This window comes from Mesorhizobium sp. M8A.F.Ca.ET.161.01.1.1, assembly GCF_004792105.1.
Classification (GTDB): Bacteria; Pseudomonadota; Alphaproteobacteria; order Rhizobiales; family Rhizobiaceae; genus Mesorhizobium.
This window is the reverse complement of record NZ_SRTD01000020.1, coordinates 45,719-62,233: the sequence shown is the minus strand read 5'-3', so window position 1 is coordinate 62,233 and position 16,515 is coordinate 45,719. Positions and strand designations below refer to the sequence as shown.

Annotated in this window: 15 protein-coding genes; 8 read left to right on the top strand and 7 right to left on the bottom strand. The window is 64.0% G+C overall.

All coding sequences use genetic code 11. The features are described 5' to 3' along the window. Positions 1 to 7 precede the first annotated feature (7 nt). Positions 8 to 1,264: a cysteine desulfurase-like protein gene (locus tag EN804_RS30215; RefSeq protein ID WP_135921948.1), complete on the top strand. Its 1,257-nt coding sequence runs from the start codon at positions 8 to 10 to the stop codon at positions 1,262 to 1,264. Position 1,265: 1 nt separating this feature from the next. Further along, positions 1,266 to 1,847, top strand: coding sequence for a cupin domain-containing protein (locus EN804_RS30210; RefSeq protein WP_135921947.1), 582 nt, complete (start codon positions 1,266 to 1,268; stop codon positions 1,845 to 1,847). A gap of 29 nt (positions 1,848 to 1,876) precedes the next feature. On the opposite strand, the gene EN804_RS30205 is transcribed toward EN804_RS30210, so the two are convergent. Further along, positions 1,877 to 3,280, bottom strand: a complete 1,404-nt coding sequence (locus tag EN804_RS30205) for an MATE family efflux transporter (protein ID WP_127871273.1) — start codon at positions 3,278 to 3,280, stop codon at positions 1,877 to 1,879. A gap of 243 nt (positions 3,281 to 3,523) precedes the next feature. On the opposite strand from EN804_RS30205, the gene EN804_RS30200 reads away from it, so the two are divergent. From EN804_RS30200 to ugpC, 6 genes are all read left to right on the top strand, one after another. Continuing rightward, a complete protein-coding gene (locus EN804_RS30200) occupies positions 3,524 to 4,441 on the top strand; it encodes an AraC family transcriptional regulator (protein ID WP_127871272.1) in 918 nt (305 codons plus the stop codon). Positions 4,442 to 4,683: 242 nt separating this feature from the next. Next, positions 4,684 to 5,955, top strand: a complete 1,272-nt coding sequence (locus EN804_RS30195) for an extracellular solute-binding protein (RefSeq protein WP_135921946.1) — start codon at positions 4,684 to 4,686, stop codon at positions 5,953 to 5,955. Positions 5,956 to 6,097: 142 nt separating this feature from the next. Further along, complete coding sequence (locus tag EN804_RS30190; protein ID WP_135921945.1) at positions 6,098 to 6,964, top strand: sugar ABC transporter permease; 867 nt, start codon at positions 6,098 to 6,100, stop codon at positions 6,962 to 6,964. Beyond that, positions 6,961 to 7,773 carry a carbohydrate ABC transporter permease gene (locus tag EN804_RS30185; protein ID WP_135921944.1) on the top strand — a complete coding sequence of 271 codons (813 nt, stop codon included), beginning with the start codon at positions 6,961 to 6,963 and terminating at the stop codon, positions 7,771 to 7,773. Before EN804_RS30190 ends, EN804_RS30185 begins: the two co-directional genes overlap by 4 nt. A gap of 15 nt (positions 7,774 to 7,788) precedes the next feature. After that, positions 7,789 to 8,835, top strand: coding sequence for an NAD(P)-dependent alcohol dehydrogenase (locus tag EN804_RS30180; protein WP_127871268.1), 1,047 nt, complete (start codon positions 7,789 to 7,791; stop codon positions 8,833 to 8,835). A 2-nt stretch (positions 8,836 to 8,837) separates the two neighbouring features. Next, positions 8,838 to 9,923, top strand: coding sequence for a sn-glycerol-3-phosphate ABC transporter ATP-binding protein UgpC (ugpC, locus tag EN804_RS30175; RefSeq protein ID WP_135921943.1), 1,086 nt, complete (start codon positions 8,838 to 8,840; stop codon positions 9,921 to 9,923). A 7-nt stretch (positions 9,924 to 9,930) separates the two neighbouring features. Here the strand turns inward: ugpC and EN804_RS30170 are convergent, their stop codons facing one another. From EN804_RS30170 to EN804_RS30145, 6 genes are all read right to left on the bottom strand, one after another. Further along, the gene (locus EN804_RS30170; RefSeq protein ID WP_135921942.1) at positions 9,931 to 11,517 is read right to left on the bottom strand and encodes an FGGY-family carbohydrate kinase; all 1,587 of its coding nucleotides are present in this window, start codon (positions 11,515 to 11,517) and stop codon (positions 9,931 to 9,933) included. Then, positions 11,514 to 12,197 carry an HAD-IA family hydrolase gene (locus tag EN804_RS30165; protein WP_135921941.1) on the bottom strand — a complete coding sequence of 228 codons (684 nt, stop codon included), beginning with the start codon at positions 12,195 to 12,197 and terminating at the stop codon, positions 11,514 to 11,516. The genes EN804_RS30170 and EN804_RS30165 overlap by 4 nt, the downstream gene beginning before the upstream one ends. A gap of 15 nt (positions 12,198 to 12,212) precedes the next feature. Continuing rightward, a complete protein-coding gene (locus EN804_RS30160; protein WP_135921940.1) occupies positions 12,213 to 13,691 on the bottom strand; it encodes a mannitol dehydrogenase family protein in 1,479 nt (492 codons plus the stop codon). A 148-nt stretch (positions 13,692 to 13,839) separates the two neighbouring features. Then, on the bottom strand, positions 13,840 to 14,610 hold the full coding sequence (locus EN804_RS30155) for an L-iditol 2-dehydrogenase (protein WP_127275234.1): 771 nt from the start codon (positions 14,608 to 14,610) through the stop codon (positions 13,840 to 13,842). Positions 14,611 to 14,634: 24 nt separating this feature from the next. Then, positions 14,635 to 15,639: an ABC transporter ATP-binding protein gene (locus EN804_RS30150; RefSeq protein ID WP_127275235.1), complete on the bottom strand. Its 1,005-nt coding sequence runs from the start codon at positions 15,637 to 15,639 to the stop codon at positions 14,635 to 14,637. Positions 15,640 to 15,689: 50 nt separating this feature from the next. Continuing rightward, positions 15,690 to 16,514 carry a carbohydrate ABC transporter permease gene (locus EN804_RS30145; protein ID WP_127275236.1) on the bottom strand — a complete coding sequence of 275 codons (825 nt, stop codon included), beginning with the start codon at positions 16,512 to 16,514 and terminating at the stop codon, positions 15,690 to 15,692. Between the last annotated feature and the right edge of the window lies 1 nt (position 16,515).

The window sequence follows — 16,515 nt, the reverse complement described above, 5'->3', positions numbered from 1 at the left end:
TTCAGACATGGATGTAAACACAGTCCGCGATGCCTTTCCGGCGATGGCGAGAGATGCCGCGCCGACGAAGCGGATTTTCTTTGACAATCCGGCGGGGACCCAGATGGCGGGCCGATCGATCGAGCGCATGACGCGCGCCATGATCGAGACCAACGCCAATCTCGGCGGCTATTTCGAAACCTCGCTCGCTGCCCAGGCGATGGTCGACGACGCGCATCAGGCGATGGCCGATTTCTTCAACGCCGCCGACCTCCGTGAAGTGGTGTTCGGCCAGAACATGACGACCCTGACTTTCGCCGTCTCGCGCGCCATCGGCCGCGACCTGAACGCCGGCGACGCGATCGTGCTGACGCGCATGGATCATGACGCCAACGTCGCGCCCTGGCTGATGCTGGCGGAGGACCGCGGGCTTGAAGTCCGCTGGATCGACCTTGATCCGAAAACCTTCGAACTCGACCTGTCCACGCTGGAGACAACGATCGACGAGCAGGTCAAGCTTGTCGCCGTCGGTTATGCCAGCAACGTGACCGGCACGATCAACGACGTGAAGCGAATCGCTCGGCGCGCCCGCGCGGTTGGGGCACTGAGCTATGTCGACGCTGTGCAGTTCGCGCCGCATGGGGTGATCGACGTCCAGGCGATTGGCTGTGATTTCCTGGTTTGCTCGGCCTACAAGTTTTTCGGACCGCATCACGGCGTGTTGTGGGGCCGGTTGAATCTGCTGCAGGCGTTGACCGCCTATAAGGTGCGTGCGGCTTCGAACACGCCGCCCGGGAAATTCGAGACGGGGACGACCAGCCGCGAGGCGCTTGCTGGAGTGCTTGGCGCGGTCGAGCACTATGCCTGGCTCGGACAGTCCTTCGGCAATATCCACCCGCATGCGACGCGGCGTGAGCGCATCGTCGCCGGCATTGAAGCCGCCGACCGTTATGAGCGCGTCCTGACAGCACGGCTGATTGCCGGACTGTCCAGAATCGATGGCGTCGTCATCCAGGGCATAACCGATGTGGCGGCGCAGGCGCGCCGGGTGCCGACCGTGTCGATCACCGTCGCCGGGGCCGATCCCGCCGACATCGCCAAAGCAATGGCAAAAGAAGGCATCTATCTCTGGCACGGACACAATTACGGTTTGGAGCCGATCAGGCGGCTGGGGCTTGCGGACCGAAACGGCGTCGTGCGGATCGGGCTCGCCCACTACAACACCGCGGCGGAGGTCGATTTCCTGTTGGCGAAGCTGGCGGACTGGATGAAGATGCGGACCTGAGATGCGCGACAGAAACGAAACCCCGAAGATCGGCGTCAAGCTGCGCCATGCCAGACAGGTGCTTGGCCTCAGTCTGGAGGAGCTCGGCGCCCGCATCGGCCTGACGGAAGGGTATCTGTCGAAGATCGAGAACGACCTGGCGACGCCCTCGATGGCGGCCCTGCACCGGCTTGTGCAGGCGCTGGGCATCAATATGAACGCAATGTTCGGCACGCTGCAGCACAATGCCTCGGAAGTGTTCGTGTTAAGGCAAAACGAGCGTCCACACATGGAGACGGGACATCGGCGTTCGGGCAACCATGTCGTGCTCGAGCAATTGGTGCCGTCCGGTCCGGAATATCTGTTGCAGATCAACGTCCATGTGATCGAGGCCGGCGGCGGCAGCCTCGAGTTGATCCGCCATAAGGGACAGGAATTCGGCTACGTGCTCGAAGGTTCTGTCGAGTTGCTGGTCGAGGCGAACGTGGTGGCACTGGAGGCCGGCGACGCGTTCTACTTCAACTCCGAACTCGGCCATGGCTACCGCAATGTCGGTTCGACCACCGTCCGTATCCTCTGGGTCAACACGCCGCCGACATTCTGACCGCCGCCAGGCCTGGCGGCCCTCGGGATTCAATGTCCGAACGCCAGCGACGGCGCGATGCGGTTGCGCCGCAGCCAGCGCGCCAGAAGCAGCGCCGCCACCACGGCCAGCCCCGATGACAGGCCGATCCAGATGCCGACGCCGTGGAAGCCGAAATGGAAGGCGAGCAGCACGCCGAGCGGCAGGCCGACGCCCCAGTAGCCGATCGCGGCATAGATCATCGGCACCTTGGTGTCGTGCAGGCCGCGCAGCATGCCGGCGGCAACCGCCTGCGCGCCGTCGAAGACCTGGAACAGGGCGGCAAAGACCAGGAACGACACGGCAAGCGCGATCACCCTGGCATTGGCGGGATTGCCCAGGTCGATGAAGGCGCTGATCAGGAGATGCGGCCAAAGCACCATCACCAGCCCCATCAGCGCCATGAACGAAACGCCGATGACGAAGGCGGTCCAGCCGGCACGCGACACGCCCTCGGGATTGCCGGCGCCATGCGCCAGTCCGACCCGAACCGTCACCGCCTGGTTGAGGCCGAGCGGGACCATGAAGGAGATCGAGGCGATCTGGATGGCGATCGCGTGCGCGGCCAGCGAATCGGCGTCGATCAGGCCCATCAGCAGCGCCGCCGCGTTGAAGATCGTCACCTCGAAGGCGAGGATGCCGGCGATCGGCAGGCCGAGCCGCAGCAGGCCCTTGAAGCGCGGCCAGTCGGACCGCCAGAAGCGGCCGAACAGATGGTAGCGCCGGAACTTCTTCTCCCACATCACCACGACAGCCATGCCGACGAACATCAGCGTGCTGGACAGCGAGGTGGCAAGGCCCGAGCCGGCGATGCCCATCGCCGGAACACCCAGATTGCCGAACATGAACACCCAGTTCGCAAACACGTTGAAAGCCACGGCGACGAAGACGATGACCAGCGCCCAGCCCGGCCGCTCGAGCGCCGAGATGAACGAACGCAGCACGATGTAGCCGTAGAAGGGCAGCACCGCCCATTCGAGCCAGCGCAGATAGATGCCGGCCTGATGCGCCAGCGCGGGCTCCTGCCCCATCGCCAGCAGGATGGCCTCGCCGTGCCAGAGAACGAGCCAGATCGGGATCGAGATCAGGATTGCCAGCCAGAGGCCCTGGCGCACGGTGCGGCGCAGGTCGCGCACGGAATGGCGGCGGCGGCCAAGCTCGGTGGCGATCATCGGCGAGGTCGCCAGCATCAGGCCGAGGCCGAAGATCAGCGGCATGAAATAGAGGTTGGCGCCAAGCGCGCCGCTGGCCAGCGTATCGGCACCGAGGCGCCCCATCATCATGACGTCGGTCGCGGTCATCGCCGTCTGGCCGAGATTGGTCAGCACCATCGGCCAGGCCAGCGCCAGCGTCGCCCTGATTTCCTGGCGCCAAAGATTTTCCGGCGCGCGGGCGCCGGCTTCGATCGCGGACATTGTCCTGCTCTTTCAAGGTTGCGGCGCATCGGCAAAGAGCCGGAAGCCGCATTGCAAACGGCAAAACCTTCGGTTTCGCGGCGTTTGCGCCGTCTATTGAACGAAATGCGACATGAAGGCAAGGGAGGAGGCGCGTGAACAGATTGAGCCAGCGGCTTTGCCCGGCAGGCGTCGCCTCGTTCCCTTGCCGGCCGGGGGCTGCTACGGATTGGACATCGGCAACCGGCGAATGTGGGAGGCAGGATGGCGTTCAGGCGCAGAAAGAACCCGGCCGCGATCCCGCGCACGGTGCCTTCCTTCGAGCATATCGTCACCGAGGCGAGCGACAGTTTCCTGTGGCGCCTCGACGACTATCCCTGGGAGCGCAATGTCTGGAATTTTCATCCGGAATACGAGATCCATCTGCTCAGGAAGTCCTCCGGCGTCGTGCTGGTCGGCGACCATATCGGCGAGTTCGGCCCGGGCTACCTGACCATCGTCGGCGGCGGCCTGCCGCATGACTGGGTCACCGCGGTGCAGCCGGACGAATTGATCGAGGGCCGTGACATCGTGCTGCAATTCGATCCCGAGCGGCTGCGCGGATCGGCGGGATTGTTGCCGGAACTGCGCGAACTGGAGCCGTTCCTCGAGCGGTCGCTGCGCGGCATCGTCTTCCACGGCCGAACCGCGCTTGAAGGCGCCGCGCTCATGGAGCGGATGGGCACGGTGCAGGGGCTCGCCCGCCTCTGCCTGTTCCTCGAACTGGTCGACCTGCTGGCCAGGACCGACGAATACGAGCTGTTGTCGTCGCCGGATTTCTCGCCGGTTCTCGACGCCGCTTCGCTCGATATCATCCAGCGCACGCTGACCTATCTGTTCCAGCACTTCGCCGAGGATCTCAAACTGCCTGACATGGCCGATCTGGCCGGCATGACTGAAAGCACTTTCTCGCGCTTCTTCCAGAAGAACACCGGCAATTCGTTCAGCGACCATCTTGCCAAGCTGAGGCTCTGGCAGGCCTGCAAGCTTCTGGCCGATACCGACGTCCCGATCACCGATATCTGTTTCCAGGTCGGCTACATGAACATCTCCAATTTCAACCGCGCCTTCCTGCGCAAGCACAAGATGACGCCGTCATCCTATCGCAAGCTGTCGCGACAGCGTCTGGCGATGCGCGCATAAGCGCTTCCTGAATCATCGTTTTGGACCAGATCGATACTCGTGTGACAGGCTCCCCATAGGGAGGCCGGGTTTTGCGCTGCACAATGCATAAAAGTACAGGTCTGCTGCAACGGGGCTTCTAGCTTGGCCCATCGCAACTGCGCATTTTGGCGATGGGCGGCATGTCGTTCGGGCGATGGTGAGGATCGCGTAACCCGAGGACCTGCGCTTCCCGCGAAATATTCCTGGAGGAGAAAAAGATCATGAAACCAGTTCGGCTCGCTGCCAGCCTTGGCGCAGCTTTCGTGCTTTCCGCTACCGTTTCAACCATTGCCCTGGCACAGGCGCCGGTCTGCTCGGCACCGGTCAAGGTGCTGGCGCAGCCGCGCGACGGCCTGACGCTTCTGGAGGACTCCAAGGCCGAGTTCGAGAAGCTTGCCGGCGCGAGCTTCAAGATCGATTATCTCAATGAAAACGATCGCCGCGCGAAGTCGCGCGCGGACGCCTCCACGGTCGGCAACTACAACGTCTACTATGTCGATGAAGCGAACGTGGCGCTGTTCGCCTCGTCGAAATGGATCGTGCCGCTGACCGATTATTATCCGGCTGATTATGACTATGCCGACTTCGACCCCGGCCGCCAGAAGGTTGCCACCTATGACGGCAAGGTCTGGTTCGCGCCGCTGACCGGCGGCGGCGACCTGATGGTCTACCGCAAGGACGTGCTGGAGGCCGCCGGCATCCAGCCGCCGAAAACGCTGGACGAGCTGATCGCTGACGTGCCGAAACTGACCAACGCCGACAAGGGCATGTACGGCATCGCGCTACGTGGCGCGCGCGGCTCGGGCGCCAATGTCTGGCGCTGGATGCCGTTCTTCAAGGCCTATGGCGGCAAATGGTTCGACGGCGACAAGCCGGCCTTCAACTCGGACGCCGCCGTCAAGGCGACCGAGACCTATCTGAAACTGTTCAAGGATTCCGCTCCCGGCACGCAGACCGGCAGCTGGGATGAATCGACCGGCGCCTTCCTGTCGGGTCAGGTCGCGATCCTCGTCGAATCGACGCCGCTTTCGGGCATGGCGGTGGACCCGAAGACCTCGCAGGTGGTCGGCAAGATCGGCTTCCTGCCGCCGCCCTCACCGCTTCCCGGCGGCGGTTACGGCCATGGCCTCGCCATCGCGGCGAAGGCCAATGCCGATGACGCTTCCAAGAAATGCGCCGGCCTGTTCATCGCCTGGGCAACGTCGAAGGAAAACGAGAAGCGCCGGCTCGACGCCCACCAGTTCGGTGAGCTGAACCGCACCAGCATCCTGTCCAGCAAGGAGTTCGCCGATATCTACGGCGCCGATCTCGGCCAGGCGCTGGCCGAAACCGGCAAGGTGACGGCTGTCAACTTCTGGCAGGACCCGCGCTGGCCCGATCTCGGCGACCGCTGGGGCATCATCCTCGAGGAACTGGTCGCGGGAACGCGCACCGACGTCAAGGGCGGCCTCAACGAACTCGAAGCCTATGCCAATGAGCTGGTGAAGAAGTAGGCCCCTCCCTCTTGCGGCGTACGGTCCGCGGCATTCCCGCGAATGCCGGGACCTGTGCGCCGCAGGAGGGCCTGCCTTTCCCTGAAATGCGCGACGGTTCCGTCATGTCCAGATATCAGAGACACAGCAAGGCCTGAGACCAATGCCTCGACGTTCATCCCTGCCGGTCACCTTTGTCGTGCCGACGCTGGTCATTCTGCTGATCCTGTCGATGGTGCCGACGCTCTATGCCATCGTCATCGCCTTGCAGAACCGCGAATTGAGCGCACCCGGCTATTCCTGGGTCTGGTTCGCGAATTTTGCCGATCTGTTCCTCGACCGCCGCTTCCTCAACGCCGTCTGGGTGTCGGTGAAGTGGGAGATCGTTACCGTCGTGGCGACGATGGTGGTGGCGATCGGGCTCGGCGTGCTGATGTTCGAGGTCGCCAGCCCACGTCTGGGCAATGTCTACTGCCTGCTGTTCATCATCCCGGTGCTGTTGCCGCGCGTCTCGGCGGCCTTCGTGTGGAAATTCGCCTATCATCCGCTCTACGGCATCGCCACCTATCCTTATCGCCTGCTGACCGGCGGCCTGATCTTCGACCCGCTCTCCAAGCCGTCGACGGCTTTGTTCGCGGTCGCTTCGGTCGATGTCTGGCAATGGGGCCTGTTCTTCGCCGTCATCGTGCTGAAGCTGTTGGAGACCTTGCCGCCTCAGCCGATCGAGGCCGCCCGGCTCGACCATGCCAAACGCTGGCAGATCCACGCCTATGTGACCTTGCCGATGCTGAAGGCGCCGCTGGTCAGCCTGATGTTCGTCAAGATGATCGAATCCCTGCGCTCCTTCGACCTGATCTATGTGATGACCCGCGGCGGGCCGGGCGTGGCGACCGAGACGCTCGACATGTACGCCTTCTCGCAAGGCTTCATCGAATCCGGCAAGGTGTCCTATGCCTCGGCCATGGCGGTGCTGATGATGATCGCCACCGTCATCACCTTCACCATGCTGTGGAAGCGGGTGCAGGCATGAAGCCCGGCCGCATCATAGCCAAGGCCATCCTGGCCTTCGCCGGCTTCATCGCGGTGTTCCCGCTGCTGTGGACGGCGCTCAACTCGCTGAAGAACAGCGTCGACATCATCACCCGCGTGCCACGCCTGGTGTTTACGCCGACGCTTGCCAACATCAGCTACGTCCTTGGCCGCGACAGCGTCATCACCGGCCTCTACAATTCGGTCGTCGCCTGCGGCACAGCCGTGCTGATCGGCGTCGTGCTCGGCCTGCCCGCGGCTTACGCGGTGGCGCGCTATCCCAACCGCTGGGCCGGCGACATCCAGTTCTTCGTGCTGTCGCTGCGCTTCCTGCCGCCGGTGGCGGTGGCGATCCCGCTGATGGTGATCTGGCTGCAACTCGGCCTCTACGACACTTTGCCGGCTTTGATCGTCACCTACTCGCTGCTCACCATCTCGGTCATCATGTGGCTCGCGATCCCAGCCTTCCAGGGCGTGCCGAAGGAGATCGAGGAAGCCGCCTTCGTCGATGGCTACGGAGCCTACGAGGTGTTCTGGCGGATCGCGCTGCCGGTCGCGGCCCGCTCGCTGATCGGCGCGGTCGCCTTCAGCTTCGTGCTGGTCTGGAACGAATTCCTGATCGCGCTGATGCTGTCGAGCTCCAACGCCAAGACCTTGCCGATCGTCGCCTCCGAACTGTCCCAGCAAGGCATGAACGTACCGTGGGGCATTCTCAACGCCTCGGTCGTGCTCCTGTCGCTGCCGCCGCTGTTGTTCCTCGGCGTGCTCAGCGGTTTCCTGAATTCCGTTTTCCGGCAAAAAAAGAGTTGAAGTGAGGACGACCCGATGCGGGCTTTGGTGCTTGAGAAAAAAGGTGAACTGTCGCTGCGCGAGATCGCATTGCCGCTCGATGTCGGACCCGACGATGTCAGGATCGCCATCCACACGGTCGGCGTCTGCGGCAGCGACGTGCACTATTACACGCATGGCGCCATCGGCAGCTACATCGTGCGGGCGCCGATGGTGCTCGGCCACGAGGCGGCGGGCACCATCGTCGAGGTCGGCGCCAATGTGACCAGCCTGAAGGTCGGCGACCGCGTCTGCATGGAGCCGGGCGTGCCCAACCTGTCGTCGCGCGCCACAAAACTCGGCATCTACAATGTCGATCCCGACGTGCGCTTCTGGGCGACGCCACCGGTGCATGGCGTGCTGGCGCCCTTCGCCGTCCACCCGGCGGCCTTCACCTACAGGCTGCCGAACAATGTCTCCTTCGCCGAGGGCGCGATGGTCGAGCCCTTCGCCATCGGCATGCAGGCGGCAAGCCGTGCCCGCATCGTCCCGGGCGATGTCGCCGTCGTCGTCGGCTGCGGGCCGATCGGCATCATGATCGCGCTTGCCGCCCTTGCCGGCGGCTGCTCGAAAGTGCTGATTTCCGATTTTTCCGCGCCCAAGCTGAAGATCGCCGCGCAATATGCCGGCATCGTCCCGGTCAATATCGGCGAGCAGTCGCTGGTCGATGCCGTCGCCGCCGCGACCGACAAATGGGGCGCCGACATCGTCTTCGAGGCGAGCGGCAGCCCGAAGGCCTTCGCCGACCTGTTCGACGTCGTGCGGCCGGGCGGCGCGGTGGTGCTGGTCGGGCTGCCGGTGGAGCCGGTGGCCCTCAACGTGCCGGCGGCGATCTCGAAGGAAGTGCGCATCGAAACGGTGTTCCGCTACGCCAACATCTTCGATCGCGCCCTGCAACTCATCGCCTCCGGCAAGGTCGATCTCAAGCCGCTGATCACCGGCACCTATGATTTCGCCGACAGCATCAAGGCGTTCGAACGGGCCGCCGAAGGCAACCCGCAGGACGTCAAACTGCAAATCCTGCTTACCGGCGAAAAGGACTGACCATGTCCGCGATCGTTTGCTCCCATGTCGACAAGGCCTATGGCGCCACCACGGTGATCCGCGATCTCAACCTCTCGATCGAGGAACACGAATTCGTCGTCTTCCTCGGACCGTCCGGCTGCGGCAAGTCGACCTTGCTCAGGATGCTGGCGGGGCTGGAGGAGATCAGCGGCGGCGAGGTCTCGATCGGCGGCAAGGTAGTCAACGACCTCGATCCCGGCGACCGCGGCATCGCCATGGTGTTCCAGAACTACGCGCTCTACCCGCATATGACGATCTTCGACAACATCGCCTTCGGGCTGCGGCGCCAGAAGGTGCCGGCGCCCGAAATCCGCAAGCGGGTCGAAGCGGTGTCGAGGACGCTCGGGCTCGACCCCTATCTCGGCCGCAAGCCGGCCGAGCTCTCCGGCGGCCAGCAGCAGCGCGTGGCGATCGCCCGGGCGATGATCAAGACGCCCAAGGTGTTCCTGTTCGACGAGCCGTTGTCCAATCTGGACGCCAAATTGCGCAACCATATGCGCGTCGAGATCGCGCGGCTGCACCAGTCGCTGAAGACCACCACCGTCTACGTCACCCATGACCAGCTGGAGGCGATGACGCTAGCCGACCGTATCGTGCTGCTCAAGGATGGCGTCATCGAGCAGGTCGGCTCGCCGGCGGAGATCTACGGCCGGCCGGGCAATATGTTCGTGGCCGGCTTCATCGGCACGCCGAACATGAATTTCATCGAGGTGACGGTCGGCAGGGCGGCGAACGGCTGGACGCTGACCGGCGCCGGAACGGTGCTTTCGTTAGACGGGGCGGGCTTTCATCTCCAGCCTGGCGATCGCGCCGTGCTGGGCATCCGGCCCCCGGACCTGAAGACAGGCAGTGACGGCGCCGCCGGCATATTGCAAGGCACCGCCGATCTCATCGAATTCCACGGCAATGACGCTCTGGTGACATTCGGCTCCGGCGGCAAGGAGATCAGCGCACTGGTACCGGCACGCGAATGCCCGGTGCTGCATGCCCCTGTCCGCTACACATTCGAGGAAGAAAGCATCCATTTGTTCGACGCGACATCAGGCGCGTCGCTGCGCAAGCAATAGGCAAAGCCTACCGGATCGCGTCAAGCGCCTGGCGTTGCCGGTGCATCTCCAGGAAGATCCGGTAGTCGCGATCGAAGCGGGCGCCGGCGGCCGGGTTGGCAGCACGCCTCTTGCCGCCCTGCTGCATGGCAAGGCAGGCGGCGTTGAGGTCGGGAAACAGCCCGGCGGCGGTCGCGGCGACCATGCCGGTGCCGAGCAGCACCGCCTCGTCGGCCAGCGGTTCGACCACCGTGCAGCCGGTGGCGTCGGCATAGAGCTCCATCAAGAGCGGGTTCTTGGTGTGGCCGCCGGTGACATGCAGCGTGTCGATCAGGTAGCCATTCTCGTTCAGCGCCTCCAGCACATGGCGCACGCCGAGCGCAATGCCGACGGCGGTGCGCCAGTAGAGCTTGCACAGGCTGTCGAAGGACGAATCCAGCGTCAGACCGCTGACGACGCCGACCGCGTGCGGATCGGCGAGCGGCGAGCGGTTGCCATGGAAATCCGGCAGCACGTGCAGCCGGCCGGCAAGGCTCTCGCCCTCGGCGGCGCGCAGTTCGGCGACGCGCGCGGCGATCCTGGCATGCATGGCCGCGTTCGGTTCGCCGCCGGCACCATGCCAGCGGATGATGTGGTCGAGCAGGGCGCCGGTCGCCGATTGGCCGCCTTCCGACAGCCACAGCTTCGGCAGCGCCGCGCCGTAATAGGGTCCCCAGACGCCGGCGAAAGGCTGTGGGTCGGGCGACATCGCCATGACGCAGCTCGATGTGCCGGCGATCAGCGCCAGATGGCGGCCGATATTCTGGTCGTCGCCGGCAAAGCCGCCAAGCACGCCAAGCGCGCCGGCATAGGCGTCGATGACACCTGCGCCGACGCGGCAGTTTTCGGTCAGGCCGAGTTCTGCCGCTGCCCGCGCCGTCAGCGGGCCGATGTAGGCACCCACCGGGCTGGCCCGCTCCGGCAGATTGCCGTGCTCGAAAAGGTCGTCGAGGCCGACGAGTTCGAAGAAATCGCGTTGCCACGCGGTTTCCTGGTGCGCCAGGTAGGTCCATTTGGCGGTCAGCGTGCATTGCGAGCGCGCCAGCGAGCCGGTCGCCTGCCAGGTCAGGTAATCAGTCAGGTCGAATAAATAGCCGGCTTCTTTCCACGTGCCGGGCAGATTACGCTTCAGCCACATCAGCTTCGGCGTCGCCATCTCCGGCGACATGACGCCGCCGATATAATTCAGCACCTCGTGGCCGCTTGCGGTGCATTCGTCGGCCTCGGCGATGGCGCGATGGTCGAGCCAGACAATGGTGTCCCAGCGCTTGTCACCGGTGGTCGAAACACTGAGCTGGCCGCCTTGCCTGTCACGCACGACCAGCGAACAGGTGGCATCGAAGGAGATACCGGCGATATGCTCGGCGGCGACGCCTGCCTTTTCCCGCGCGGCACGCACGGCGGTGCAGACGGCGGACCAGATGTCGCGTGAATCATGCTCGGCATGATCGGGCTTCGGCTGATTCATGGCGATCGGCCGCTCGGCACGGCCGAGCAAGGAACCACTGGCGTCGAGAATGCCCGCGCGAGCGCTCCCGGTGCCGACATCGACCGCGCAGACAAACTGTTTCGTCAAGATGCTCTAACTCTCGCTCCCAGGCCTGCAATCAGATCCGGCAATTGCAGCATGTCAGCGAATATAAAGTCCGGTTCGGTCGAAGCAAGCCGCGCTTTCAATCCCGGATTGCCGGCGTGCGCGCCGCCGGTGAAGGCGAAGACGTGCATGCCGGCCGCGCGTGCTGCCGCGACGCCGGCGGGGCTGTCCTCGATGACCAGGCAGTTGCGCGGACGCGCCCGCATGCTGGCGGCAGCGTGGAGAAAAAGGTCCGGTGCCGGCTTTCCCCTGGCAACCATGGCGGCGCTGAACAGATGCGGCTCCATCAGCGTGAGCAGACCGGTGACGTCGAGCGCGTAACGAATCCGTTCCAGCGTACCGGAAGAGGCAACGCAATACGGCAGGCCGAGCTTCGGCAACATCTCCCTGACGCCGGCGATCGGCTTCAGCTCCTCGCGGAACTTTCGCATGAGGTCAACGCGCAGGGCGGTGAGATGCCGATCGGTGATCTCCAGGCCGAAGTCGCGGCCGAGGATCTCGCGCACGCTCTTCATGCTCTTGCCGAGGAAATGTTCGTAGGCGGCGTCTTCGCCGATGCTGCCGCCGGCAAGTTCGATCATGCCGAGCAGCGCCGAGACGGAGAGCGCCTCGCTGTCGACCAGCACGCCGTCGCAGTCGAAGATGACCAGTTCAGGCGTCATGGTGCCGGCTGGCTCTCAGAGCTTGCCGGCGATGTAGCGCGTCAGCGTGGCGCGCGTGCCATTGGCCCAGAGCACGTTGAGCGCGTGGGCGAAGGCCTCGACGAAGGCGGTGGCGCGGCCGACATCGCCATAGATGTCGTCCATCGCAAGCCAGGCGGCAGGCGCGGCCTTTGCCGCCTTTGCCGTTGCCTGCATCCGATCCCAGCTCGGGTCGTTGGGTTCGATGACGGCGCCGCTGTCCGTCGTTCCGAAGCAGTAGCGGCACCACAGCGCCGATTCCAGCGCCAGTCCGGTAACGCCTTTGCCCGCCTTCAGCCGGTCCGCGATGGTCGGGATGATGAATTTCGGCTGGCGGTTGGAGCCGTCGAGGCAGAGCCGGCGCACTGTGTCGCCGATCTTGGGATTGGAGAAGCGCTTCTCGATGAGCTGGTAGTAGTCTTCCAGCACCGTGTCCGGCACGGGCGGCACGGTCGGGATGATCTCGTCATGCTCGAGCTTGTCGAGGAAGCCGCGCACCAGCGGCTCCTGCATCGCCTCATGGACGAAATGGATGTCCATCAGCCCGGCCGGATAAGCAATGGTGGCGTGGCCGCCATTGAGGATGCGGATCTTCATGAGCTCGTAAGGGGCGACCTCCCTGACGAACTGCACGCCGACCTTTTCCAGCGGCGGGCGGCCATCGGTGAAATGGTCTTCCAGCACCCATTGCCGGAATGGCTCGCAGAACACCGGCCAATTGTCTTCGAGGCCGAAATCGTCGGCGAGGATCTTGCGCTCGCGGTCGCTGGTCGCCGGCGTGATCCGATCGACCATGGCGTTCGGGAAGGCGACGTGGTCGCTGACCCAGCTCGCCAGGTCCTCGTCGATCAGGCGGGCAAGGCCGATCACACCGTCCGACGTGACATGGCCGTTATGGGGAATGTTGTCGCAGGACATGACGGTGAACGGCACGATGCCGTCCTGACGGCGGCGCAGGAGGCCAGCCAGGATGATGCCGAACACGGTCTTTGGTGTGGCGCCCGGCTGCGCGTCGGCGACAATATCAGGATGAGTCGGATTGAAGACTCCGGAGGCCGGATCGATGAAATAGCCGCCTTCAGTGATGGTCAGCGATACGATCCTGATCGCCGGATCGGCCAGCCGCTCGATGATGGCGGCGGCATCGCCCGGCATCAGGAAATCGATCATCGCGCCGGTGACGCGGGCGCTCATGTGGCCTTCGTCCTGCTCGACCACGGTGGTCAGCCAGTCCTGCTCTTCGAGCTTGCCGCGGCCGATCTTCTCGCCGTCGAACACGCCGGCGCCGACCAGCGCCCAATCATGGCCGATGCCCTGACCGAACAGGTCGTCGAGATAGACGGCCTGATGCGAGCGGTGGAAATTGCCGACACCGAAATGCACGATGCCGGCTTTCAACGCCGACCGGTCATAGTTCGGACCTGCGACCTTGGACGGAAGCGTGGCGAGGCTCGAGGAAGAGAGTTTCACGGTCATCTGCTTTACCCTTTGGCCGATTTGCAGCCCGACTGTTTCGCCTCCTTCGGGAGGGCGAGGATGAGGGGCCGCACCTGATGTTCCAGTATGCTGCCCCTCACCGCCCCTCGGCACTTCTCTGGAGGAAATGAGAGAAGCGCCTTCCCCCTCAACTCATCCATTGGCCGCCATCGACATTGTAGGTCTGGGCGACGATGTATTCGGCCTCGTCGCTGGCGAGGAACACGGCCATGCCCGCGAGGTCTTCCGGCTTGCCCATGCGGCCGTACGGTACGCCCTCGCCGACCAGCCGTTTCTTTTCGCCTTTCGGCCGGTTCTCGTATTTGGCGAACAAGGCATCGACCTCGTCCCACATGTCGCTGTCGACGACGCCGGGCGCGATGCCGTTGACATTGATGCGGTGTTTGATCAGGTCGAGTCCGGCTGACTGCGTCAGCGAGATGACCGCGGCCTTGGTGGCGCAATAGACCGCGACCAGCGGTTCGCCGCGACGCCCGGCCTGGCTCGCCATGTTGATGATCCTGCCGCCCTTGCCCCGCGCGATCATCGACCGGGCGGCTGCCTGCAACATGAACAGCGTGCCGGCGACATTGACGGAAAACAGCTTTTCGTAGCTCGCCCTCGAGATCTCCACGATCGGCGCCAGGTCGAACAGAGCGGCGTTGTTGATCAGGATATCGAGGCCGCCGGTCCTGCTCTCCACCGCCTTGACCGCGGCATCGATGGATGCCTGATCGGTGACGTCAAGCTTTAGCGCATAGGCGTGGTCACCGATTTCAGCCGCGGTCTTGCGTGCTGCGTCGAGGTTGATATCGGCAATCGCCACGGTGGCGCCTTCGCGCACATAGGCTTCGGCGAAGGCTCTGCCGATGCCGCGCGCCGACCCCGTGATCAGCGCCGATTTGCCTGTCAGCCTCACCGCTCCATCCTCACCGCTCCATCCTCACTGGGCCATCGCCTTGCCGTCGGGGCCGAAGCGGTGCAGCTTGGCTTGGTCGGGCGTGAGATAGATGGTGTCGCCATGGCGGACCGCCAGTTCGCCGTCTGCGCGCACCGTCAGCGGCCCGACACCATCGGCCTGGACGTGCAGGAACGTGTCGGAACCCAGATGCTCGGCCACGCCGACGGCGGCCTTCCAGTCGCCCGCCGTGGTCGAGATCTGCATATGTTCAGGCCGGATGCCGATCGTCTTGGCGCCATATTTGGCGGCCGGTGCGCCCTCGATCAGGTTCATCTTCGGCGAACCGATGAAGCCGGCGACGAACAGGTTGCGCGGCGTCTTGTAGAGCTCCATCGGCGAGCCGACCTGCTCGATGTTGCCGGCGTTGAGCACGACGATCTTGTCGGCCATGGTCATGGCCTCGACCTGGTCGTGGGTGACGTAGATCATCGTCGTCTTGAGCTGATGGTGCAGCTCGCTGATTTCGAGCCGCATTGTGCCGCGCAGTGCCGCGTCGAGGTTGGACAAGGGCTCGTCGAACAGGAAGGCCGAGGGCTGGCGCACGATGGCGCGGCCGATGGCGACGCGCTGGCGCTGGCCGCCGGAGAGCTGGCCGGGACGGCGTTCGAGATAGTTGGTGAGGTTCAAGACGCGCGCCGCGTCCTTCACCTTCCTGTCGATGGTCGCCTGATCCTCGCCCGCCATCTTCAATGGGAAGGCGATGTTCTTGGCAACCGTCATATGCGGGTAGAGCGCATAGGATTGGAACACCATGGCGAGCTTGCGCTTGGCCGGCGCCTCGCCGGTTACGTCACGGCCATCGATGTTGATGGTGCCGCCGCTGGTGTCTTCCAGGCCGGCGATCAGCCTCAGCAATGTCGACTTGCCGCAGCCCGACGGGCCGACGAAGACGACGAACTCACCATTCTCGATCACCAGGTCGAGACCGGGGATGATGGACGTCGATCCAAAGGATTTGGAGACGTTCTTGAGCGTGATGTTTCCCATGGTTTCCTCCCCGAGAGCTATTTTTCGCCGATTGCTTCAGGCAATTTCCGTTACTTCACCGCACCAAAGGTCAGGCCTCGTACCAGCTGCTTCTGGCTGAACCAGCCCATGATCAGGATCGGTGCGATGGCCAGCGTCGAGGCCGCCGAAAGCTTGGCCCAGAATAGGCCTTGCGGGCTGGAGAAGGAGCTGATGAAGGCGGTAAGCGGTGCTGCTTCCGTGGTCGTCAGCCGGATCGTCCAGAATGCCTCGTTCCAGGCCAGGATGATGTTGAGCAGCATCGTCGAGGCGATGCCCGGCACCGCCATCGGCGTCAGCACATAGATGATCTCGTTCCACAGCGAGGCGCCGTCCATGCGGGCCGCTTCCAGGATCTCGCCGGGGATCTCGCGGAAATAGGTGTAGAGCATCCAGATCACGATCGGCAGGTTGATCAGCATCAGCATGACCATCAGGCCGATGCGGCTGTCGAGCAGACCGGTGTCGCGGAAGATCAGGTAGATCGGAAACAGCACCGCGACCGCCGGCATCATCTTGGTGGACAGCATCCACATCAGGATGTCCTTGGTCCGCTTGGTCGGCGAGAAGGCCATCGACCATGCCGCCGGAATGGCGACGAGCAGGGCCAGGACGGTCGAGCCGACCGAGAGCAGCACCGAGTTGAAGAAGAACTTGAAATAGCCGCTCTGCGCTTGGACCTCGGAATAGCTTTCGAAGGTTCCCGACGGGATCAGGTTGAAGCCCTGGATCGCCTCCTGTTCCGACTTGAACGAGGTGATGATCGTGTACAGGATCGGAAAGAAGATCAGCAGGGCGACGATCCAGGCGGCTGCCGTCGCGATGGTCTTGTGCTGGGTGGTGACTGCGCGTGCCATC